19 protein-coding genes and 1 riboswitch are annotated in these 21,789 nt (G+C 72.4%); of the genes, 4 read left to right on the top strand and 15 right to left on the bottom strand.

The genetic code is table 11. The annotated features are described in order from the left end of the window. Positions 1-5: 5 nt before the first annotated feature. From QDS12_RS08080 to gatC, 8 genes are all read right to left on the bottom strand, one after another. Entirely contained in the window at positions 6-1,622 is a 1,617-nt protein-coding gene (locus QDS12_RS08080; protein ID WP_279878317.1) for an ABC transporter ATP-binding protein, read from the bottom strand. Next, on the bottom strand, positions 1,619-2,749 hold the full coding sequence (locus QDS12_RS08075) for an energy-coupling factor transporter transmembrane component T (RefSeq protein WP_279878316.1): 1,131 nt from the start codon (positions 2,747-2,749) through the stop codon (positions 1,619-1,621). The genes QDS12_RS08080 and QDS12_RS08075 overlap by 4 nt, the downstream gene beginning before the upstream one ends. Beyond that, the gene (locus QDS12_RS08070; protein ID WP_279878315.1) at positions 2,746-3,618 is read right to left on the bottom strand and encodes a hypothetical protein; all 873 of its coding nucleotides are present in this window, start codon (positions 3,616-3,618) and stop codon (positions 2,746-2,748) included. The genes QDS12_RS08075 and QDS12_RS08070 overlap by 4 nt, the downstream gene beginning before the upstream one ends. 2 nt (positions 3,619-3,620) lie before the next feature. Next, positions 3,621-4,679 carry a hypothetical protein gene (locus QDS12_RS08065; RefSeq protein WP_279878314.1) on the bottom strand — a complete coding sequence of 353 codons (1,059 nt, stop codon included), beginning with the start codon at positions 4,677-4,679 and terminating at the stop codon, positions 3,621-3,623. Between the two features lie 65 nt (positions 4,680-4,744). After that, positions 4,745-4,866: riboswitch (cobalamin riboswitch) on the bottom strand. A gap of 89 nt (positions 4,867-4,955) precedes the next feature. Continuing rightward, complete coding sequence (locus QDS12_RS08060; RefSeq protein WP_279878313.1) at positions 4,956-5,693, bottom strand: NYN domain-containing protein; 738 nt, start codon at positions 5,691-5,693, stop codon at positions 4,956-4,958. Between the two features lies 1 nt (position 5,694). After that, positions 5,695-7,206 carry an Asp-tRNA(Asn)/Glu-tRNA(Gln) amidotransferase subunit GatB gene (gatB, locus tag QDS12_RS08055; protein WP_279878312.1) on the bottom strand — a complete coding sequence of 504 codons (1,512 nt, stop codon included), beginning with the start codon at positions 7,204-7,206 and terminating at the stop codon, positions 5,695-5,697. Next, positions 7,203-8,702 (bottom strand): Asp-tRNA(Asn)/Glu-tRNA(Gln) amidotransferase subunit GatA, encoded by a 1,500-nt coding sequence (gene gatA / locus QDS12_RS08050; protein WP_279878311.1) that lies wholly within the window; start codon positions 8,700-8,702, stop codon positions 7,203-7,205. The genes gatB and gatA overlap by 4 nt, the downstream gene beginning before the upstream one ends. Then, the gene (gene gatC / locus QDS12_RS08045; protein WP_279878310.1) at positions 8,699-8,998 is read right to left on the bottom strand and encodes an Asp-tRNA(Asn)/Glu-tRNA(Gln) amidotransferase subunit GatC; all 300 of its coding nucleotides are present in this window, start codon (positions 8,996-8,998) and stop codon (positions 8,699-8,701) included. The genes gatA and gatC overlap by 4 nt, the downstream gene beginning before the upstream one ends. Before the next feature lie 276 nt (positions 8,999-9,274). On the opposite strand from gatC, the gene QDS12_RS08040 reads away from it, so the two are divergent. Further along, positions 9,275-10,666, top strand: coding sequence for an FAD-binding oxidoreductase (locus QDS12_RS08040; protein ID WP_279878309.1), 1,392 nt, complete (start codon positions 9,275-9,277; stop codon positions 10,664-10,666). A gap of 64 nt (positions 10,667-10,730) precedes the next feature. Here QDS12_RS08040 and QDS12_RS08035 read toward each other — a convergent pair whose 3' ends face one another. Beyond that, positions 10,731-11,159 (bottom strand): CBS domain-containing protein, encoded by a 429-nt coding sequence (locus QDS12_RS08035; RefSeq protein WP_279878308.1) that lies wholly within the window; start codon positions 11,157-11,159, stop codon positions 10,731-10,733. Positions 11,160-11,233: 74 nt separating this feature from the next. Further along, positions 11,234-13,312 carry an NAD-dependent DNA ligase LigA gene (ligA, locus tag QDS12_RS08030; RefSeq protein ID WP_279878307.1) on the bottom strand — a complete coding sequence of 693 codons (2,079 nt, stop codon included), beginning with the start codon at positions 13,310-13,312 and terminating at the stop codon, positions 11,234-11,236. Positions 13,313-13,464: 152 nt separating this feature from the next. Between ligA and QDS12_RS08025 the strand changes: the two genes are divergently transcribed. Both QDS12_RS08025 and QDS12_RS08020 read left to right on the top strand, forming a co-directional pair. Next, positions 13,465-14,106 (top strand): TetR/AcrR family transcriptional regulator, encoded by a 642-nt coding sequence (locus QDS12_RS08025; protein ID WP_279878306.1) that lies wholly within the window; start codon positions 13,465-13,467, stop codon positions 14,104-14,106. Between the two features lie 2 nt (positions 14,107-14,108). After that, on the top strand, positions 14,109-15,737 hold the full coding sequence (locus QDS12_RS08020) for an MFS transporter (RefSeq protein WP_279878305.1): 1,629 nt from the start codon (positions 14,109-14,111) through the stop codon (positions 15,735-15,737). Positions 15,738-15,813: 76 nt separating this feature from the next. On the opposite strand, the gene QDS12_RS08015 is transcribed toward QDS12_RS08020, so the two are convergent. The 5 genes from QDS12_RS08015 to QDS12_RS07995 all read right to left on the bottom strand — a co-directional run bounded on the left by QDS12_RS08015 (position 15,814) and on the right by QDS12_RS07995 (position 20,824). Then, complete coding sequence (locus QDS12_RS08015) at positions 15,814-16,362, bottom strand: type 1 glutamine amidotransferase (RefSeq protein ID WP_279878303.1); 549 nt, start codon at positions 16,360-16,362, stop codon at positions 15,814-15,816. A 61-nt stretch (positions 16,363-16,423) separates the two neighbouring features. Next, entirely contained in the window at positions 16,424-17,419 is a 996-nt protein-coding gene (locus tag QDS12_RS08010) for a methionine synthase (RefSeq protein WP_279878302.1), read from the bottom strand. Positions 17,420-17,549: 130 nt separating this feature from the next. Continuing rightward, complete coding sequence (mnmA, locus tag QDS12_RS08005) at positions 17,550-18,644, bottom strand: tRNA 2-thiouridine(34) synthase MnmA (protein ID WP_279878301.1); 1,095 nt, start codon at positions 18,642-18,644, stop codon at positions 17,550-17,552. A 7-nt stretch (positions 18,645-18,651) separates the two neighbouring features. Further along, on the bottom strand, positions 18,652-19,833 hold the full coding sequence (locus tag QDS12_RS08000; RefSeq protein ID WP_279878300.1) for a cysteine desulfurase family protein: 1,182 nt from the start codon (positions 19,831-19,833) through the stop codon (positions 18,652-18,654). Between the two features lie 34 nt (positions 19,834-19,867). Further along, on the bottom strand, positions 19,868-20,824 hold the full coding sequence (locus QDS12_RS07995; protein WP_279878299.1) for an endonuclease/exonuclease/phosphatase family protein: 957 nt from the start codon (positions 20,822-20,824) through the stop codon (positions 19,868-19,870). A gap of 67 nt (positions 20,825-20,891) precedes the next feature. Here QDS12_RS07995 and ppk2 point away from each other — a divergent pair, with 67 nt between their 5' ends. Continuing rightward, positions 20,892-21,782, top strand: coding sequence for a polyphosphate kinase 2 (gene ppk2 / locus QDS12_RS07990; RefSeq protein ID WP_279878298.1), 891 nt, complete (start codon positions 20,892-20,894; stop codon positions 21,780-21,782). Positions 21,783-21,789: the final 7 nt, after the last annotated feature.

The raw sequence follows: 21,789 nt of genomic DNA, 5'->3' as shown, positions 1-21,789 counted from the left end.
CCGGATCACGTGATCGCCTCCCGGGCGGCGAGGGCCGCCGCGACCTCGTCGACCAGCAGCCACGGCGGACCCAGGATCTTGGTGACCTGCGGGGCGAACGACGGCGACTCGGCGACGACCTGCCGCACCGGCCCGGACGAGACCACCTCGCCGTCCGCGAGCACGAGCACGTCGTCGGCCACCCGTGCGGTGAACTCGACGTCGTGGGTCGCGACCAGCACGGTCCTCCCCTGCGCCGCCTGCTTCCGGAGCAGGGTCGCCAAGGCGTGCTTGGCGGCGTAGTCGACGCCGCGGGTCGGCTCGTCGAGCAGCAGGACCGGCGGGTCGGCCGCGAGGACGAGGCTGAGTGCGAGGGCGAGCCGCTGCCCCTCGGAGAGGTCGCGTGGGTGCCGGTCGCCGGGGATGCCGGGTACGAGGCGGTCGAGGATGCGCCGGGTCTCCGGACCGCCCGCCCGGCACTCCTCGTCGACGGTCTCGAGGTAGAGCAGGTCAGCGGCTGTCTGCGGCAGCAGACCGACGTGGGCGCGGCGCTCGTCGGCGCCCAGCCGGTCCGGGTCCGCCCCGGCGACCGTGACAACGCCTCCGGTGCGCTTCTGGCTGCCCTGGAGCGTCCAGAGCAAGGTCGACTTGCCGGCGCCGTTGCGGCCCATCAGCGCCGTGACCGTACCACCGGCGAGGCCGAGCGTGACGTCGACGAGCACCGGCCGACTCCCCCGCTGGACGGTCAGGCGGGCGGCGGTGACGGTCTCGATACGCTCGCTGGCGCTCGCTACTCGACCAGCGAACGCGGCGCTGCGCGAGGGCGTATCGAGACCGAGCTCGCGCGCCCGCCGTCGGGCGTCACGGACGGTGAGCGGCAGCGGGTCCCAGCCGGCGGCGCGGCCGAGCTCCACGATGGGCGGTACGACGGCCGAGCCGGCCAGCACCGACCCGGGCGGGCCGACCTCGACCGAGCCGTCACCGGTCAGCAGGGCGATCCGGTCGGCGAACGGGACCACCCGCTCGAGCCGGTGCTCGGCGAGCAGCACGCTCACGCCGAGGTCGTGGACGAGGCGGGTGAGGGTGGCGAGGACGTCCTCGGCGGCCGTGGGGTCGAGCGCGCTGGTGGGCTCGTCGAGGACGAGCAGCCGCGGATGCATCGTGAGGACCGAGCCGAGCGCGACCCGCTGCTGCTGGCCGCCCGAGAGCGCGCGGAGGTCGCGGTCGCGCAGGTCGGCGATGCCCAGGAGGTCGAGGGTCTCCTCGACCCGGCGGCGCATGGTGGCCGGCGGCAGGCCGAGCTGCTCCATGCCGTAGGCCAGCTCCTCCTCCACCGTGTCGGTGACGAAGCCCGCGGCGGGGTCCTGGCCGACGTACCCGATGCTCGCGGCCCGCTCGCGCGGCGGAGCGTGCACGATCGAGGCGCCGTCGAGGAGCAGGTCGCCGGACAGCGTGCCGCCGCTGAAGCGCGGCACCAGCCCGGCGACGACACCGAGCAGGGTCGACTTGCCCGATCCGGTCGGCCCCGAGACCAGCAGCAGCTCGCCGTCCTCGACGGCGAGGTCGATGCCGGCGAGCACCGGGTGTGACCGACCCGGCAGCGTCGCGGTGACGCCGCGCAGCTCCAGCAGCGGCGCGGTCATGCCGCCACCTGGAGGTCGCGGCGGCTGCTGGCGAGCCGCGGTGCCGGCGCGAGCAGCACCGGCGCCAGGCCGACCAGGACGCCGAGCAGTGCGGCAGCGCTGATCTGGGGCGAGGCGCTGAGGTCCGGGTTGGCGACCGCGTACTGGTGCTGCGCGACCCACGAGCCGACCGCGCCGACCGCGACGCCGGTCAGCGCGACGGCCGTCTCGGGCCAGCGCCACGGGTCGGGGCGGTAGACGGTGCGCTCGACGCGGCGCCCGGCGGCGGCCATGCCGGCCACGCAGACGGCCACGCCGAGGAGCAGCACGACCGCGCCGCGGCTGATCGCGACGGCGCCCAGCCGCCACGAGCCGCCGAGGAAGGTCTGGTCGAGCAGGGCGTAGGCGCCGGCGCAGACGCCGATGAGACCCACGACCATCAGCGCACCGGTGACCCGCCGCTCGCCCCGCGTCGCGGAGCCGGAGCGGCCGTAGCCGCGGGTGTCCATGCCGGCGGCGAGGGTCAGCGAGCGCTCGAGCGCGTCCTCGAGGACCGGTACGAGGAAGCGCCGCAGCCGTCCCTTCCGACCACCGTCCCCGGCGCGCAGCCGCTGGGCGCGCCGCACCCGCTGGACGCTCTCCGCGAGCTGCGGGAGGACGCTCACCGCGACGACGACCGCGCTGCCGATCTCATACAGCGCAGCCGGCATGCTGCGCAGCAGCCGCTTCGGGTTGGCGAGGGCGTTGGCGGCACCCACGCAGATGACGATGGTGGCGAGCCGCAGGCCGTCGTAGAGGCCCGCCAGGAGCGACTCGCGCGTCACCGGACCGAGCAGCGTGATGCCGAGGACCCAGCCGGGCAGCGGGATCTCCGGGAGCTGCAGGACCACCGTGCCGGCATACCCGCTGCCGAGCAGCACGCGAAAGGCCACCCGGATGGCGACGATGAAGACGCCCGCCCACACGTAGAGGCGGAACGACCGCGCCCACGGCTGGTCGGAGCGGCGCGCGCTCACGACGAGCGCGGCCACGCCGACCAGCAGCAGGAGCAGCCAGGGGTTCGTGGTCTGCGAGGCGTACGCCGCCAGCCCGATCGCCCACACCCACCAGGCGACCGGATGCAGGTCCCGCGCGAGGCGTCCGGTCATCGAGTCCTTCGGGCCCAGGCGACGCCGCCGGCCGCCAGGGCGAGCACCCCGACCAGGGCGGGAGCGAGCCAACCGGGCAGACCGCCGCCCTCGTCACTCGCCACCGGTTCGGTGGACGCCTGGGTCGAGCCGCTCCCCGTGGGGGACGACTCGACCGAGAGCGTGGCTCCCGTGCTGTCGTCGGTCGCCGTGGCCGCCGGGGTCGGGGTGGCGGTCGGAGTCGGCTTCGGCTTCGGCTTCGGCTTCGCCGACTCGCTCGGCGTCGGCGCCGTGCTCAGCGTCGCCTGCGGGGAGGCGACCCGCCTGGTGGCGGCCACCGTCGGCGTCGGCGTCGCCGGCCGCGTGGTCGGCTTCGGCTTCGGTCGGTTGGTGGTCTTCCCGCTCGGCGCCACCGGTGCTGAGCCGCCCGTCGACGGCGCGGGGGACGTACCGGGCCTGCGTTGGCCGGAGCTCGACTGCCACACGAGCGCGACGCTGTCGCCCGAGTCGACCGCCTGCTGGAAGACGCCCTGGGAGGCGTACACCCAGCCCTTGCCGTCGTCGGACACGAAGAAGCCCCAGTAGGCGTTGGTGCCCATGCAGTTGCCGTCGGCCGGCTTGCTGTTCACCTTGCACACGAAGCCCTGCTGACGCGGGTGCGGCGTGAGGGCGAAGCCGGCGTTCTTGAAGGCGGTCGAGGCCACGGACGCGCCGCCGCCGCAGCCGGTCGCGCTCCCGCCGCCGAGGGCGCCGAAGTCGACGACGACGCTGACGCCAGCACCGCCGGAGCAGTACGCCGCCTGCGCCGGTGCCGAGGGGAGCGCCAGCGTGGCCGCCGCCGCGACGAGCGTGGCGGCGGCCAGCGCGGCGACTCTGCGGAGTATGGGCACCGTCAGCAGCCGGAGAGGAAGCGCAGCGCCGGCGCGGCCTGCGCCGTGGCACGCCGCCACTGATCCTGCGAGGCGCTCGTGATGCCCGCGGTCCGAGCGGTCGCCAGTGCCGTGCGGTCGTAGGCGATCGCACCGTGCTCGTGCGCGAGCGCGCCCTTCGCGGTGGCGCCGACCTGGAGGCGCTTCACCCACGCGGCGGCCTTGCGGGCCTGCTTGCAGGCACCGACCTCACCGAGCGCCCAGCCGGCCAGTCCGGTGCTGTTGGCGTTCGGCACGGCCGTCGTACGGCCGCCGACGAAGGAGCCATTCGCGCGCTGGTGACGCTTGAGCCAGCGGGTCGCCTTCTGGATCGAGACGCGCACCTTCTTCGACGGGTGCTTGATCGTGTGCAGGCTCAGCAGCGCGAGCGAGGTGACGTCCGGGTCGGCCGGGCTGCCAGTGCTGTCACCCGGGACGCACTTCTGAGAGGCAGCGGTGGGCGCGGAGAAGTTGAGGCGGAAGTAGCCCTTCGCGCACTGCTGGGCGATCAGGAACCGGACGACGCTGCCGGCCTTCGGCGAGTGGGCCGCGGAGAGCGCCCGGGCCGCGTAGGCCTGGCCGATCGTGTTGGCGTAGTCGCCGTAGGTGCTGGTGTCGCGGATCCGGCCCTGGGCCGGGCCCGCCGGGGTGACCGTGGCGTTGAGCTGCTTGATCAGGTTGGCACCGCCGAAGGAGCGCGGCCGTCCGCCCAGCGCCTTGGCCACGACGGCGGCCTTGGCGACCGAGCCGGCGTAGACCTCGCTGCCCGGGGAGACCCAGCTGTCGACGTTCGCGGCCAGCGCCTTGCGGGTCCGCGTGAGCGCCGACTTGTGACCGCCGACGGTCTTCAGCGCGAGCGCGGTGTCGGCGGTGAGGCCGTAGTCGTCGCCGTACTGGCCGCTGACGACGCCGGTCTTGAGCTGGCGGGCCAGCCAGGAGCCGGAGAGCGACGCCGGCTTGGCGGCCGACGACGGGCCGGCGAGGGCGGGGATGAGCATCAGGCCGGCCGTGATGACGGCGGCAGATCTGGCGAGGGTTCGCATGATTTCCTTCCCGCTGCACCAGCGGGAGGCTTCGCGAGCACACCCGCTGTTGTCCGCGACAGCGTGTTGTCAGGACGCTCCGCGGCGGGTGCTCCGACTCGCCCCTCGAGGAGGGGCACACGGTTGCGGGTCAGCGCCGGGCTCTCACCGGCTTCCCCCGCGCGCGGGCGTGATGGATGTTCAGATGTAGACGCGGCAGCCTAACCCCGGCGCGCGCCGAGCGGACAACCGGGCGGCGGTGGGAACCACCCAGCCGCACGGCGGACATCGACTCGGTCAGCTCCGGTTCGCCCGCGGGTCGCGGACGGAGACGGCCGGCGTGCCCTCGTCGCGCATCTCGAACAGCTCGCTGGCGGTGAGCAGCTTGGTCAAGGTGCCGTAGCCGTAGTTGCGCCAGTCGAGCGACGACTGGTTGCGGATCTGCTGCCCCACCTGCTGCACGGTCGCCCAGCCGTCCTCACCGGCGGCCGCCTTGATGGCACTCCTCAGCAGCCGGACGAGGGCCGAGTTGCCCTTCAGGTCGGCCGTCGGGACCTGCTCGCGGCCGCCGCGGGACTGCTCCTCGGTGCCGTCGGACTCGTCCTCGCCGAGCTGCTCCAGCACCGTGAACTTCGTGCACGCGCTCTGGAACGGCGTCGGCGTCTTCGCCCGGCCGTAGCCGTAGACCGCGGCGCCCTTCTCGCGCAGGTAGTGCACGAGCGGGGTGAAGTCGGAGTCGCTCGAGACGATCGCGAACGCCTCCGGCTCGGCGCTGTGCCACAGCTCGACCGCGTCGATGGCCAGCGCCATGTCGGACGCGTTCTTGTGCGTCGTCAGGTCGAACTGCTGCATCGGCCGGATCGCGGCGTCGTGCAGCTCCTCGATCCATCCCTTGAGGTCGGGCTTGGTCCAGTTGCCGTAGGCGCGCCGGATGTTGCACTCGCCGTAGGACGCCAGGTCGTTGAGGATCTCGCCGATCTTGCTCGCCGGAGCGTTGTCGGCGTCGATGAGCAACGCGATCCTGGAGAGCGCCATCTCAGGCCAGCTTCTCGAGGATCAGCTCCCGCACCCGCCCGGCGTCGGCCTGACCGCGCATCTCCTTCATGACCGCGCCGATGAGCGCGCCGGCCGCGGCGACCTTGCCGTCGCGGATCTTGTCGGCGACGTCGGGGTTCGCCGCGATGGCGTTGTCGACCGCCGCCGACAGGGCACCCTCGTCGGAGACCACGGCGAGCCCGCGGGCGGCGACGATCTCGGCGGGCGAGCCCTCGCCGGCATACAGGCCCTCGAAGACCTGGCGCGCGAGCTTGTCGTTGACCGTGCCGGCCTCGACCAGCTTCTGGACCTCGGCGACCTGCGCCGGCGTCACGCCGACGTCGGTCAGCTCGACGCCGGTGTCGTTGGCACGGCGGGCCAGCTCGGAGAGCCACCACTTGCGGGCCGCCTGGGGGGCGGCGCCGGCGGCGACGGTCTCCTCGATGAGCGAGAGCGCACCCGCGGCGGCCGCGTCGCGCATCTCCAGGTCGGAGAAGCCCCACTCGCCCTGCAGTCGGGCGCGACGCTCGGAGGGCGGCTCGGGGAGGGTGCCGCGCAGCTCCTCGACCCACTCGCGCGCGGGCGCGATCGGGACCAGGTCGGGCTCCGGGAAGTAGCGATAGTCCTCGGCGTCGGACTTCTCACGACCGGCCGACGTGGTGCCGGTGTCCTCGTGGAAGTGGCGAGTCTCCTGCAGGATCTTCGCCCCACTCAGGAGTACGCCGGCGTGCCGGCTCATCTCGAACCGGACCGCGCGCTCGACCGACCGAAGCGAGTTGACGTTCTTCGTCTCGGTGCGGGTGCCGAGCTTGGTCTCGCCAGGCTCGCCGGACGAGGGCTTCGGGGCGAGCGACAGGTTGACGTCGCAGCGCATCGAGCCCTGCTCCATGCGGGCGTCGGAGACGCCGAGCGCGAGGATCAGCTCCCGCAGCGCGGCGACGTAGGCGCGGGCGACGAGCGGGGCCTTCGCACCGGTGCCGGTGATCGGCTTGGTGACGATCTCGATGAGCGGGATGCCGGCGCGGTTGTAGTCGACCAGCGAGTGGTCGGCGCCGTGGATGCGGCCGGTCGCGCCACCGATGTGGGTGGTCTTGCCGGTGTCCTCCTCCATGTGGGCGCGCTCGATCTCGATCCGGAAGGTCTCCCCCTCGACCTCGACGTCCAGGTAGCCGTCGAAGGCGATCGGCTCGTCGTACTGCGACGTCTGGAAGTTCTTCGGCATGTCCGGGTAGAAGTAGTTCTTCCGGGCGAAGCGGCACCACTCGGCGATGGTGCAGTTCAGCGCGAGGCCGATCCGGATCGCCGACTCGACCGCCTTGCCGTTGACGACGGGCATCGCGCCGGGCAGGCCCAGGCAGGTCGGGCAGACCTGGCTGTTGGGCTCGGCGCCGAACTCGTTGGGGCAGCCGCAGAACATCTTCGTCGCGGTGTTGAGCTCGACGTGGACCTCGAGTCCGAGGGCCGGGTCGAAGTCCTTGAGGACGTCCTCGAACGGGACGAGCGTGTCGGTCACTTGCGAACCTCCGGTGCGACGAGCGGGCCGCCCCACTGCTGGACGAGCGCGGACTCGAGGGCGGCGCCCACGCGGTAGACGCGGGCGTCCTCGAGGATCGGCGCGAGGATCTGGAAGCCGACCGGGAGGCCGTCCTCGGGCGCCAGGCCGGCGGGCACCGAGATGCCAGGAACGCCGGCCAGGTTGGCGGGGATGGTCGCGAGGTCGTTGAGGTACATCGCGATCGGGTCGTCGAGCTTCTCGCCGAGCTTGAACGCCGTGGTCGGCGCCGTCGGGCTGACGAGCACGTCCACGTCGGCGTACGCGCGGTTGAAGTCCTCGATGATGAGCGTGCGGATCTTCTGCGCCTGGCCGTAGTAGGCGTCGTAGTAGCCCGACGAGAGGGCGTAGGTGCCGAGGATGATGCGGCGCTTCACCTCGTCGCCGAAGCCGGCGTCGCGGGTCGCCTTCATGACGTCCTCGGCGCTCGGGTCGCCGTCCGGGGTGACCCGCAGGCCGTAGCGCATCGCGTCGAACTTCGCGAGGTTGCTCGACGCCTCGGCCGGGAGGATGAGGTAGTAGGCCGCCATCGCGTGGACGAAGTTGGGCGCCGACACCTCGACGACGTCCGCGCCCAGCTTGGTGAGCAGGTCCACCGACTCCTGGAAGCGCTGCATCACGCCGGCCTGCCAGCCGTCGCCCGCCAGCTCCTTGATGACGCCGACCTTGAGGCCGGAGAGGTCGCCGGTCGCACCCTGCCGCGCGGCCTCGACGAGGCCGGTGACTGGGGTCGTGGTCGACGTCGAGTCCAGCGGGTCGTGCCCGCCGATGAGCTCGTGCAGCAACGCGCTGTCGAGCACGGTGCGGGTGACCGGACCGACCTGGTCGAGGCTGTTGGCCAGGGCGACCAGGCCGTAGCGGGAGACCGAGCCGTACGTCGGCTTCACGCCGACGGTTCCCGTGACCGCGCCCGGCTGGCGGATCGAGCCGCCGGTGTCGGTGCCGAGCGCCAGCGGCGCCTCGAACGCGGCGACCGCGGCGGCCGAGCCGCCGCCCGAACCGCCGGGAATCCGGTCGAGGTCCCACGGGTTGCGGGTGGGCCCGTAGGCCGAGTGCTCGGTCGAGCTGCCCATCGCGAACTCGTCCATGTTGGTCTTGCCCAGGATCGGCAGGCCGGCGGCCTTGAGCCGCGCGACGACCGTGGCGTCGTAGGGCGGGATCCAGCCCTCGAGGATCTTGGAGCCGCACGTGGTCGGCAGCCCGGTCGTGGTCAGCACGTCCTTGACCGCGATCGGCACCCCGTCCAGGGCGTGCTTCGCGGCACCGGCGGTGCGGCGCTCGTCGGAGGCCTGGGCCTGGGCGAGCGCGCCCTCGGTGTCGACGTGGAGGAACGCGTGCACGTCCCCGTCCACCGCGCCGATGCGGTCGAGGTGCGCCTGCGTCAGCTCGACGCTCGTCGTCTCCCCCGCGGCCAGCGCGTCAGCCAGCTCGGCGGCGGTCTTCTCGATCCAGCTCACTGCTCGTCCCCCAGGATCCGCGGCACGGAGAAGCGCTGCTCCTCGACCGCCGGGGCGCCGGACAGCGCCTGCTCCGGCGTCAGGCACGGCCGCACCACGTCGTCACGGAAGACGTTGGTGAGCGGCAGTGGGTGCGAGGTGGGGATGACATCGTCGCCGGCGACCCCCTGGATGGACGCGACCGAGTCGAGGATCACGTTCAGCTGCGGCGCGAGGTGGTCCAGCTCCGCGTCATCGAGGTCGATCCGGGCGAGGTCGGCCAGGTGGGCGACCTCGTCACGGGTGATTTCAGGCATGGCGGTCAGTCTAGGTGGCGCGGTCGCCGGCGCTCACCCCGGTTCGGCCCCTGGCCCGCGGGGCGGCCGGCCGGATCCCGGCGCGCCGGCACGGGCCTGGATCCGGCCGGTCCGGCGCTCCGGCCGAGCGTGGTTCTCCTGCCGCCGTACGACGACTTCCTGCCAGACACGCACGTCACCGAAGACTTAACGGTGCCAGGGGTTGCGCGCTGGACGACCGCGCTGCTCCTGTGGGTCGACGGGACACCCACACATCCCAGGAAATCAGGTGGTCGTATGACCGAAACGTCCCTCCCCGTCCTCGAGCTCGACCCGCTCTTCAAGGGCACCACGATCCGGCCGGGAGATCCCGAATACGACACCGCTCGGGCGGTCTACAACGGCAGCATCGACAAGCAGCCCGCTCTCGTCCTCCGTCCCACAGGCGTCGCCGACGTCGCCGACGCCGTCAACTACGCGCGTGACGCCCGGCTCCCGCTGACCGTCCGCTGCGGCGGCCACGCCGTCGCCGGTACGTCGGCCAACGAGGCCGGCGTGCTGCTCGACCTGTCCAGCCTCAAGGGCACCGAGGTCAACCCGAGCCGCGGCACCGCGATCGCCCAGGGCGGCGTGCTGTGGGGCGAGTACGACCGCGACACCACGCTGCGCGGCGTCGCGACGCCGGGCGGCCGAGTGACGACCACCGGCGTCGGCGGCTTCACCCTCGGTGGCGGCTACGGGTGGCTGTCGCCGAAGTACGGCCTCACGTGCGACAACCTGGTGGGCGCCGACGTCGTCACCGCCGACGGACGGCTCGTCCACGTCTCCGAGACCGAGCACCCGGACCTGCTCTGGGCCCTGCGCGGAGCCGGCGCGAACTTCGGCGTCGTCGTCAACTACGAGCTGCGGGTCCACCCGATCCCGCCGCTGCTGCTCGCCGGGATGCTCGTCCTCCCCAACGACGAGCACGCGCACGAGGCCGCCCGGGCCTACCGCGACGCGCTCGAGCGGGCGCCCGAGGAGGTCGTCGCTGCGATCGTGACCGTCCTCGCCCCACCCGCCGACTTCGTGCCGCCGGAGGTCGTCGGGAGCCCGGTGCTCGCGCTCGTGGTCGCGTACGTCGGCCCGCCCGAGGAGGCGCTCGAGGCCCTGGCGCCGTTCCGGGCGATCGCCGAGGGCGGGATGGACCTCGTCCAGCCGATGCCCTACGCGGCGTTCCAGGCGATGCTCGACGGGTTCGCTCCGAAGGGCTGGCTGAACTACCACCGCGGCCTGCACCTCCAGGGCCTCTCCGACGTCACCGTCGACCGGTTCCTCGAGGTGGGCGCGGAGATCCACTCGCCGATGACACAGGGCATCGTGTTCCGCCACGGCGGCGCCGTCGCCCGGATCCCGGAGGACTCCGCGGCGGCCAGCCACCGCGACGCGGCCTACATGGCGCACCCGATCGCGTGCTGGGCGACGCCTGAGGAGACCGACGACGAGATGGGCTGGGTGAGCCGGTTCACCGACGCGTTCGCAGCCGACCGGACCGGCGGGGTCTACCTGAACTTCGAGCCCGGCACCTCGCCGGCCGATGTGCACGCCGGCTTCAGCCCGGAGAAGTACGCCCGACTGGCCGCCCTCAAGGCGACCTGGGACCCCGGCAACCTGTTCCGGTCCAACCACAACATCGAGCCGGCCGGCTAGCACGTGATCCGCGGGACCCGTGACTCTCCGTTGAGTCCCGGGCCCCGCGGATGGTCACAGGTGGTCAGTTGCTCGGCGGTACCGACGAGACGGCGCCGACCAGCTCGCCGACCTCGTCGTCGGGCAGGTTGAGGGCGAGGTCGACGAGACTGACCACGCCGACGAACCGCTGCCCGTCGACGACGGGGAGCCGTCGTAGGTCGGCGCTCATCATCTTGAACAGCGCCTCCTCGACGCTGTCGTCGGCACCGACCGTGATGGCCTGGCCCTGGGCGAGCTCGCCCACGGTGCGCTCGGCCGGGTGGTCGCCCGAGGCGACGCACTTCACGACGATGTCGCGGTCCGTGATCATGCCGTGCAACCGGTCGCCGTCGCCGCAGATGGGCAGGGCGCCGACGTCTTGCGCCTTCATCCGCCGTGCGACCTCGACGAGCGAGTCGGTCGTCCGTGCGCACTCCGCTCCGCGGGTCATGATCTCGCGTGCGGTGACCATGGTGATCACTCCCTTCGAACCGGCTCTTCTCACCGGTCGTCGTGTGATCCCCGGTAACCGATGCCGCGGAGCACTCACCCCAGGGCGCCGGGACCGCCCTCGAGGAGCGTCACGAACCCCGCCTCGTCGAGGATCGGGACACCGAGCTCCTCGGCCTTGTCGGCCTTGGACCCGGCGTTGTCGCCGATCACCACGTAGTCGGTCTTCTTCGAGACCGAGCCGGCGGCCTTGCCGCCCCGGCTGATGATCGCCTCCTTGGCCGAGTCGCGGGAGAAGTCGACGAGCGAGCCGGTGACGACGACGGTCAGCCCCTCGAGCGTGCGCGCGACCGACTCGTCGCGCTCGTCGGCCATGCGGACGCCTGCCTTCTCCCACTTGTCCACGATGTCGCGGTGCCAGTCGACCCCGAACCACTCGACGACCGCGTCGGCGATCGTCGGGCCGACGCCCTCGGCGGCAGCCAGAGCCTGGTGGGAGGCGGTCCGGATCGCGTCGAGCGAGCCGAACTCGGTGGCGAGGGCGCGCGCGGCCGTCGGGCCGACGTGGCGGATCGAGAGCGCCACCAGCACCCGCCACAGCGGAACCGACTTGCGATCGGCCAGGTTGGCGAGCAGCTTGTCGGCGTTGGCCGTGAGCTGGGGACCCTCCTCGCCCCTCTTCGGCGCACGCGTGAAGAGCGGCGCGCGGCGCAGCCCGTCGGCGTCGAGCGCGAAGACGTCGCCCTCGTTGCCGATCACCTGCGCCGACAGCAGCGCGTCGGCGGCCTCGTAGCCCAGACCCTCGATGTCGAACGCGCCGCGCCCGGCCACGTGGAAGACGCGCTCACGCACCTGCGCCGGGCAGAACTGGTGGTTGGGGCAGCGCAGGTCCTTGTCGCCCTCCTTCTGCTGCGCCAGCGTCGTGCCGCAGGCCGGGCACTCCGTGGGCATGACCCACTCGGGCAGGTCATCGGGCCGCAGCGCGAGGACCGGGCCCAGGATCTCGGGGATCACGTCGCCGGCCTTGCGGAGGATGACGATGTCGCCGGGGCGGACGTCCTTGCGGCGTACCTCGTGGGCGTTGTGGAGCGTCGCCCGCTCGACGGTGGAGCCGGCCACCTTCGTCGGCTCCATCACGCCGTAGGGTGTCGCGCGACCGGTCCGCCCGACGCCGACCTCGATCGCGAGGAGCTTGGCGTTGACCTCCTCGGGCGGGTACTTGTAGGCGATCGCCCAGCGCGGTGCCCGGGACGTCGAGCCCAGCCGGCGCTGCAGCGAGACGTCGTCGACCTTGATGACGACACCGTCGATCTCGTGGGAGAGCACCTCCGGGTCGTGGCGGTGCTCGGCGAAGAACGCGATGTAGTCCTCGACGGAGGTGATCTCCGGCAGCACCTTGACCAGCGACGAGACCGGGAGGCCCCAGGCGGACAGCGCGGCGTAGGAGCCCGACTGCGACGTGGGCACGAAGCCCTCGCGCAGCCCCGTGCCGTGGCAGGTCATCGACAGCCGACGCGCGGCGGTGACCGAGGGGTCCTTCTGGCGCAGCGACCCCGCGGCGGTGTTGCGGGCGTTGGCGTAGAGGGGCTTGCCGGCGGCCGCCTGCTCGGCGTTGATCTCCTCGAAGCGGACCGTCGGGAGGTAGACCTCGCCGCGCACCTCGATCCGGTCGGGCACCGGGAACTCCTGGGTCCCGGTCAGCCGGTTGGGCACCGACTCGATGGCGAGCACGTTGGGGGTGACGTCCTCCCCCGTCGTACCGTCGCCGCGGGTCAGGGCCCGCGTCAGGCGGCCGCCTTCGTAGAGCAGGTTGATCGCGAGACCGTCGAACTTCACCTCGCAGAGCAGCTCCGGCGAGGTGCCGACCTCGCGGACGATCCGCGCGTGCCAGGCCTCGACCTCCTCGAGGGAGAAGGCGTTGTCGAGGCTCTCCATCCGCTGCAGGTGCTGATAGGAGGCGAAGTCGGTGTAGGCCTTGCCCATCACGCGCTGGGTCGGCGACTCGGGCGTGACGAGGGCCGGGTACTGCGCCTCGAGCTCCTGCAGCTGGCGCAGCAGCGCGTCGTAGTCGGCATCGGTGAGCGGCGAGGAGCCGTCGCGGTAGTAGGCGTCGGAGGCCGACTCGATCCGGGCGGAGAGCTCGGCGTGGAGGCTGGCGGGACTCTCGTCGGTCATGGCCCACATCTTGCCCGTTGGCGCCGACACCCATGCAGTGGCACCGGCGTCGGAGATAAATGCGATTGCGGGGAATGAAACGCAGTCGTACTATCGCTGAGGTTGAAACGAAACTGTTTCGTTTCAAGCAGGTGAACGACAGGAGAACGGCGATGAACCTCGCCCGGGCATTGGGCAGCCACCGCCCCCGCGTCGAGGGCGACCGGGAGCTCGAGATCCTCGAGGCGACCCTCGCGATCCTGGCCGAGGTGGGCTATGACCGACTGACGATGGACGCGGTCGCCACGCGCGCCAAGGCCTCCAAGGCGACGCTCTACCGTCGCTGGTCGAGCAAGGCCAACCTCGTCATCGACGCGCTGAGCAGCTCCAAGGAACCGCACGAGTTCCCGGACACCGGCAGCCTGCGCGGTGACCTCCAGGCGGCGTTCTGCGGGATGGGCGGGCTCACCGACCCCGACGCGATAGCCGTGTTCAGCAGCGTCATCACCGCGATCGGCCGCGACCCGGAGTTCGCCCAGCAGTTCCGCGAGCACTTCCTCACTGACAAGCTCGAGGGCTCCCGATCCATCTGGGAGCGCGCCCGCGCCCGGGGCGAGCTGCGGCCCGACGTCGACCTCGACCTGATCGCGCCGGCCCTGGCCGGCGTCGTCCTCCACCGAGTCTTCATCCTCGGGCAGCTGCCCGACGAGGACCTCATCACGAGGGTGATCGACCAGATCCTCCTCCCTGCGGCGCTCCGCCCGGAGCTCGTCGCCCTCTCGGACCTTCCTCCCACTCCCACTCCGAAGGACTGAACATGTCTTCCACCACCCAGGCCGACCCGCCTGCCGAGCGCTCGGGCGCCCAACGCCACCTCGGCTGGGCGCTCGTCCTCATCTGCGTCGCGCAGCTGATGGTCGTGCTGGACGCCACCATCGCCAACATCGCGCTCCCCTACATCCAGAAGGACCTCGGCTTCTCCCAGGCCAACCTCACCTGGATCGTCACCGGCTACGCCCTCGCCTTCGGTGGACTGCTGCTGCTCGGTGGCCGCCTCGGCGACCTCTACGGCCGCCGCCGGATCTTCATGGTCGGCCTCGTGCTGTTCGCGATCGCGTCACTGGTCGGCGGCCTCGCCCAGAGCGAGGCGATGCTGCTCGCCGCGCGCGGTGCCCAGGGGTTCGGCGCGGCGCTCGCCTCGCCGGCTGCGCTCGCGCTCATCACGACGACGTTCCCCGCCGGTCCGCAGCGCACCCGCGCCTTCGGCGTGTACGCCGCCATGTCCGGTGCCGGCGCGGCCGTCGGTCTGCTCCTCGGTGGCTGGCTCACCGGCCTCGACAGCGTCTTCGGCTTCGGCGTCGACGGCTGGCGGCTGACGTTCCTCATCAACGTGCCGATCGGGATCATCGCCGCCCTCGTCGCACCCCGCCTGCTGGCCGAGTCCGAGTCGCACGCCGGCGAGCTCGACATCCCGGGCGCCGTCACCGGCACCTTCGGACTCCTCGGCATCGTCTTCGGCCTCAACCGGGCCGGCAACGCCGACTACGGGTGGGGCAACTGGCAGACCATCACGGCACTGGTCGGCGGCGTCGTGCTCCTGGCCGCGTTCGCCTTCATCGAGCGCCGCGTCCAGCACCCGCTGCTCCCGATGCGGATCTTCGCGAACCAGACGCGCGCATCGTCGTTCGTGGCCTTCATGATCGCGCCGGCGGCGATGTTCGCGATGTTCTTCTTCCTGAGCCTCTACGTGCAGAACATCATGGGCTACACACCGATCAAGGCCGGCCTCGCGTTCCTGCCGTTCTCGTTCGGCGTGGTCGCCGGTGCGACGCTCACCCAGAAGCTCATCACGCAGGTCAACCCGCGGTTCATCGCCGGCGTGGGCACCCTGCTCGCGACCGTCGCACTGTTCGGCTTCTCCCGGCTGTCGGTCGACGACAGCGCGAGCGGCGTGATCAGCGCCGCCTCGAGCGGCCAGCACCTGGGCGCCGACGTGAACTACTGGACGCACATCTTCCCCTACATCGTGGTGATGTCGTTCGGCATGGGCCTCACGTTCGTGACCCTGACGCTGACCGCCGTGCACCACATCGAGGCGCGCGACTCCGGCATCGGCTCGGGCGTGCTCAACACCATGCAGCAGGTCGGTGGTGCCCTGGGCCTCGCGGTCCTCAGCACCGTGAGCACCCACTTCGCCACGCAGCACGCGGACAAGATCGGCCCGGCCATCGCGCAGGCAGGCGGTCAGGCGGGTCTCGACCCGTCGCAGATCGCCCGGCTCGTCCAGCTCGGCTCGTTCCCCAGCGGAGCGACGCACGCGTTCGTCATCGGCGGGTTCCTCATGCTCGCCGCGTCGCTCGTCGTGTGGATCTTCCTCAACGTCAAGAAGGAGGAGCTGGCGACCGACGGCCCCGAGGGCGTCGAGGCGCCCGTGCACGTCGGCTGACCCAGGCTCGCCGCTCGACCACGAGACGTACGACGGCCCCGCGACCGACGGGTCGCGGGGCCGTCGTACGTATGGGTCAGACCTGGGCGCCGACCAGTGCCGCGTCGATGGCGCCGACGAACGCCGGCAGGTCGTCGGGCTTGCGGCTCGTGATCAGGTGGCCGTCGATGACGACCTCCTCGTCGACCCACTCGGCGCCGGCGTTCCGCAGGTCGTCCGCCAGGCTGGGCCAGCTGGTGACCCGACGGCCGCCGGCGCGACCTGCCGAGACCAGCAGCCAGGGGCCGTGGCAGATGATGGCGAGCGGCTTGCCTGCCTCGTCGACGTCGCGCAGGATCCGCTGGGCGGTCTCGTCCATCCGGATGTGGTCGGCGTTGACCGACCCGCCCGGCACGACGAGCGCGTCGATGCCGTCGACCGCCACGTCGTCGAACGAGCCGTCGACCTCCACCTTCTGGGTCGGGTTGACGTCGCCCTGGGTGGCCTGGATCGGCTGGCCGTCCTTGCTGTAGACCTTCACCGTCGCGCCGTTCTTGCGGAGCTCGTCGCGCGGGACGAGCAGCTCCGGCTCCTCGAAGTAGTCACCGGCGATGATCGCGACGTGCTTCCCGGTCAGGTCGGACACGGGTTCCTCCTCGGCTGGTGGTGGGTGGGCGGTCTCCCGGTAACCCCCGAGGCGGAGTCACTCACCTGCCGTCGAGCGCCGCCGCGCTGGTGCGGGCCAGGGCGAGCGCCTGCCGGGCCCAGGCCCACCCGGCACCGGCCAGCCCGCACGCGGGGGTGACGACCAGTCGCCCGCCGACCTCCTCGGGGTCGAAGCCGAGCATGTCGAGCCAGCGCAGCACGCGCTCGACGACCTGCTTGTCGGTGGGCGGCGCCGTGGGGTCGAGGGACGGTACGACGCCGAGCGCGACGGTCTCCCCCGCCTCCACCGCCTCGGCAAGGGCGTCGTGGTCGGCCGCGCCGAGCACGTCGAGATCGACCGCGAGCCCGCGCGCCCCAGCACCGCGGAGCAGGGCCAGCGGCGTGTCAGGAGCGCACGCGTGCACCCACGGCTCGGCGCCTTCGGCGGCGATCGCGTCGAGCACCCAGCCGAGCGTCTCCGAGGCCTCGGGGGCGTCCACCGAACGGTGCCTCCCGTAGCCGGACGCCGTCGGCACCCTCCCCGCGAGCACCGCGGCCAGCGCCGGCTCGTCGACCTGGACGATCAGCCGATCGGCGCCACCGACCCGCCGACGTACGTCGGACGCGTGGTCGCGCACGCCCTCGGCCAGCGCCTGGGCCAGCTCGCGGCGTGCGCCGTGGTCGGCGAGGATCCGGTCGCCGCGCGGCCGCTCGACGGTCGCCGCGAGCGTCCACGGGCCGGCGACCTGCACCTTGAACGCGCCCGCGTAGCCCTGGGTCATCTCCTCGACGGTGTCGAGGTCCTGCGCCAGGAGGCTCCGCGCCCGGCGGTGGTCGAGGCCCGGCGACCCGCTCGAGCCGGTGAGCCGCCAGCCGGCCGGTTGCAGGTCGGCGTCGAGACCGGTGACGATCGCCAGGGTCCGTCCGGTCATCGTCGCGGTCGCGCCGCGGCCCGGCAGCTCGGGCACGTGCGGCAGGTCGGGCAGCTCGCCCAGGACGACGCGCACGGCCTCGCTGACGTCGTCCCCGGGAAGGGACCCGATCCCGGTGGCGATCATGTGGAGGTCCCCGGCGGTGAGCCAGCAACCGAACGCGGACCTCGACCGGTCGACTGCTCACCGCTCCTCGGCGCGGCACTCGGGCAGCGGTGAGCGGTCAACCGACGACCGGCGCCGAACGGTTGGCTGCTCACCGCTCCACCGGGACCCGCCGGGTCGAGGCGATCGTGGCCGAGCCGACGACGCGGGTGCCGTCGTAGAGGACGGCGGCCTGGCCCGGTGCGATGCCGTAGGCGGGGTCGAGCAGCTCGATCTCCACGGTGTCGCCCACCGTGACCCGGCAGCGGTGCTCGTCGCCGTGGGCGCGCAGCTGCACGCTGCCGTCCAGCGACGACGGCGTGGACCCGGCCCAGCGCGGCTTGATGCCGGACAGGTGCGACACCGCGAGGTGCTCGCGCGGGCCGACCGTCACGGTGCCGGAGACCGGCTCGATGTCGAGCACGAACCGCGGCTTCCCGTCGGCCGCCGGCCGACCCAGCCGGAGGCCCCTTCGCTGACCGATGGTGAACCCCACCGTCCCGTCGTGCCGGCCCAGCTCGAGACCCGCCTCGTCGACGATGGCGCCCTCGGTGTTGGGGAGGCGGTCGCCGAGCTTCTCCTTCAGCCAGCCCGCGTTGTCGCCGTCGGCGACGAAGCAGATGTCGTGGCTGTCGGGCTTGTCGGCGACCAGCAGGCCGCGTCGCGCCGCCTCCTCGCGCACGAGCGGCTTGGGCGTGTCGCCGAGCGGGAAGAGCGAGTGGCGCAGCTGCTCCTGGTCGAGGACGCCCAGCACATAGCTCTGGTCCTTCGCCGCGTCAGCCGACCGGTGCAGCTCGACGCCGTCCGCTCCGTCCTTCAGCACGGCGTAGTGGCCGGTCGCCACCGCGTCGAAGCCGAGCGCGAGGGCACGGTCGAGCACGGCCGCGAACTTGATCTTCTCGTTGCAGCGCAGGCACGGGTTGGGGGTCCGGCCCTCCGCGTACTCCGCCATGAAGTCCTCGACCACGTCATCGTGGAAGCGGTCGGACAGGTCCCACACATAGAACGGGATCCCGATCACGTCGGCCGCGCGGCGCGCGTCGTTGGCGTCCTCGATGGTGCAGCAGCCGCGGGCGCCGGAGCGGTACGACGCCGGGTTGCGCGACAACGCGAGGTGGATGCCCGTCACCTCGTGGCCCGCCTCGACAGCGCGCGCCGCGGCGACGGCCGAGTCGACTCCCCCGGACATGGCGGCGATGACCTTCATCGAGGCCTCATCGGGACGCCAGCCTGGCCCGCTCCACGCACGGCCCGATCGCCTCGACCAGCGCGTCGACGTCGGCCTCGGTGGAGGTGTGGCCGAGCGAGAAGCGCAGCGAGGAGCGAGCCTGCGCGTCCGAGCGTCCCATCGCGAGCAGCACGTGGGAGGGCTGCGGCACGCCGGCCGAGCAGGCGGAGCCGGTCGAGCACTCGATGCCGCGCGCGTCGAGCAGCATCAGCAGCGAGTCGCCCTCGCAGCCGGGGAACGAGAAGTGCGCGTTGTTGGGCAGCCTGTCGGTGGGGTCGCCGTTGAGGACCGCGTCCGGCACGACCGACAGCACCCCGGAGACCAGCCGGTCGCGGAGGGCGCCGACCCGGGCGGCGTACGTCGCCTGCTCCTTGACCGCCAGCTCGACCGCCGTCGCGAAGCCCGCGATGGCCGGCGGGTCGATGGTGCCGCTGCGGATGTCACGCTCCTGGCCGCCGCCGTGCACGAGGGCGGTCACCGCCAGCTCGCGACGGCAGACGAGCGCGCCCACCCCGTAGGGGCCGCCGACCTTGTGGCCGGTCAGCGACAGCGCGTCGACGCCGGACGCGGCGAACGAGACCGGTACCGCGCCGACGGCCTGGACGGCGTCGGTGTGGACCGGGATGCCGTGCGTCGCCGCCAGCCGGACGACCGCGTCGACGGGCTGGAGCGTGCCGACCTCGTTGTTGGCCCACATCACCGAGACGAGCGCGACCGACTCGGGGTCGCGCCCGATGGCCTCCGCGAGGGCGTCGACGTCGAGCCGGCCGGCGTCGTCGACGGGCAGCAGCTCGACGGTGGCACCCTCCTGGGTCTCGAGCCAGTGCAGCGGGTCGAGGACGGCGTGGTGCTCGACGGCGGTGGCGAGGATGCGCACGCGACGCGGGTCCTCGGTCCGGCGCGACCAGTAGACGCCCTTGATCGCGAGGTTGTCGGACTCGGTGCCGCCGGAGGTGAAGACCACCTCGCCGGGCCGGCAGTCGAGCGCCTGGGCGATCGTCTCGCGGGACTCCTCCACGACCCGCCGCGCGCGGCGGCCCGACGCGTGCAGCGAGGAGGCGTTGCCGACGTCGAGGAGGTGTGCGGTCATCGCCTCCACGGCGGCCGGCACCATGGGAGTGGTCGCGGCGTGGTCGAGGTAGACGACGGGGGTCTGAGCAGCGGTCATGTCGCCCTCCAGGGTACGGCGACACGCGAGCGCGTCACGAACCAGGACTCCGCCCGACCACGAGCGACGCGACCAGCGCCTTGTGGTCGGTGCCGGGGATGCGGGCGGTGCGCGTCGACGCCGCCACGAGACCGGCGCCGACCAGGACGTGGTCGATGGTGACGCTCGGCGACAGTCGCATCCAGGCCGGCCGGACAGCGGGTCGCACCGGCCAGGTGGGCTGCCAGCCGGCGCCGGACTGCGCCGCGGCGTCGCGGTAGCCGGCCGCGAGGAGGTGGCGGAACGGCCGGTGGTCCCAGGTCGCGTTGAAGTCCCCCAGCATGACGTCGGGCCGCTCGGTCGTCGCCCGCTCGGCCAGCGCGGCGAGGTCCTGGCGCCACGCGGTGGTGCGGAGCGGGTAGGACGGGTGCACCGCGAACACCCGCCACCCCCGACAGGTGACCGCCCAGAACTTCCCGGACCGCCCGATCGACCTGACCTCCGTCAGCGGCGTGCGCGCGAAGACCATCGTGGAGCGGGGGTCCCCGGCGCGGTAGGGAAAGGTCTCGCCGACGCCGGCCGCCTCGAGCCGGGCCAGCGTCGCCGGCCTCATCTCCTGGAGGGCGAGCAGGTCGACGGTCTCGGCACGGCCCACGGCCAGCAGCGCGCCGACGTCCGCCTGCCCGAGCAGGACGTTCGACGTCATCACGGTGAGCCGGTCGCCGTCAGGGACGGCGGCGGCCCGCAGGAGCGGCGCCATCCACGACAGGTGCACGGCGAGGAGGACCGCCGCGACGACCGCGCCGACCGCCGGCAGCGCCCACCGGTGGGCCAGGACCGAGACGACCACGAGGAGCAGCACCAGGGCGGCGTACAGCGGGATCGCCCACGGGGCGGCCGCCTGCGCGTGCACCGCCCACCGACGTGTCGATCCGCTGCCCCGGGCGACGGTCAGCGCCACGGCCGGGAGGGCGAGGACGAGCACCACCGCCCACACCACGATCTGCAGCACGTGCTCGATTGTGACAGGGCCGATCAGGCGTCATCCGCCGCTCGACGAGGCGGCCTACCGTGGGGACATGCTCACGGACGTCCGCGAATACATCGACAAGCTGCGCATCGACGGCCACACGATCGGCGAGGACCACGACGACGACCCGATCCTGCTCGACCGCCAGGGCAACGCGGTCGACACGTGGCGCGAGAACTACCCCTACGAGGACCGGATGCCGCGTGAGGAGTACGACGAGCTCAAGTACGCCCTGCAGGTCGAGCTGCTGAAGTTCCAGAACTGGGCGTCCGCCACCGGCAGCCGCCACATCCTGCTCTTCGAGGGCCGCGACGCGGCCGGCAAGGGCGGCACCATCAAGCGCTTCATGGAGCACCTCAACCCCCGCTACGCCCGGACCGTCGCGCTGACCAAGCCCAGTGACCGCGAGGCCGGGCAGTGGTACTTCCAGCGCTACGTCCAGCACTTCCCCACCACCGGCGAGATGGTCCTGTTCGACCGCTCCTGGTACAACCGCGCCGGCGTCGAGCGGGTCATGGGCTTCACGTCGCCGCCGGAGTACCGGCAGTTCATCAAGCAGGCGCCGCTGTTCGAGGAGATGCTCGTCGACAGCGGCATCTCGCTGACGAAGTTCTGGTTCTCGGTCACCCGCTCGGAGCAGCGGACCCGGTTCATCATCCGGCAGGTCGACCCGGTGCGGCAGTGGAAGCTGTCCCCCATCGACATCGAGTCGCTCGACAAGTGGGACGACTACACGGCCGCCAAGGAGGACATGATCCGCGCGACCGACACCGAGTGGGCGCCCTGGACCACGGTCAAGAGCAACGACAAGAAGCGTGCCCGCGTCAACGCGATGCGCGCGTTCCTGGCCCGCTTCGACTACGACGACAAGGACCACGAGCTCGTCTGCGATCCCGATCCGCTGATCGTGCAGCGCGGCATCGAGGCCGTCGGCGACTGACCGCCGC

Source organism: Nocardioides sp. CER19, assembly GCF_029846275.1.
Classification (GTDB): Bacteria; Actinomycetota; Actinomycetes; order Propionibacteriales; family Nocardioidaceae; genus Nocardioides.
This window is presented reverse-complemented; position numbering and strand designations above follow the sequence as displayed.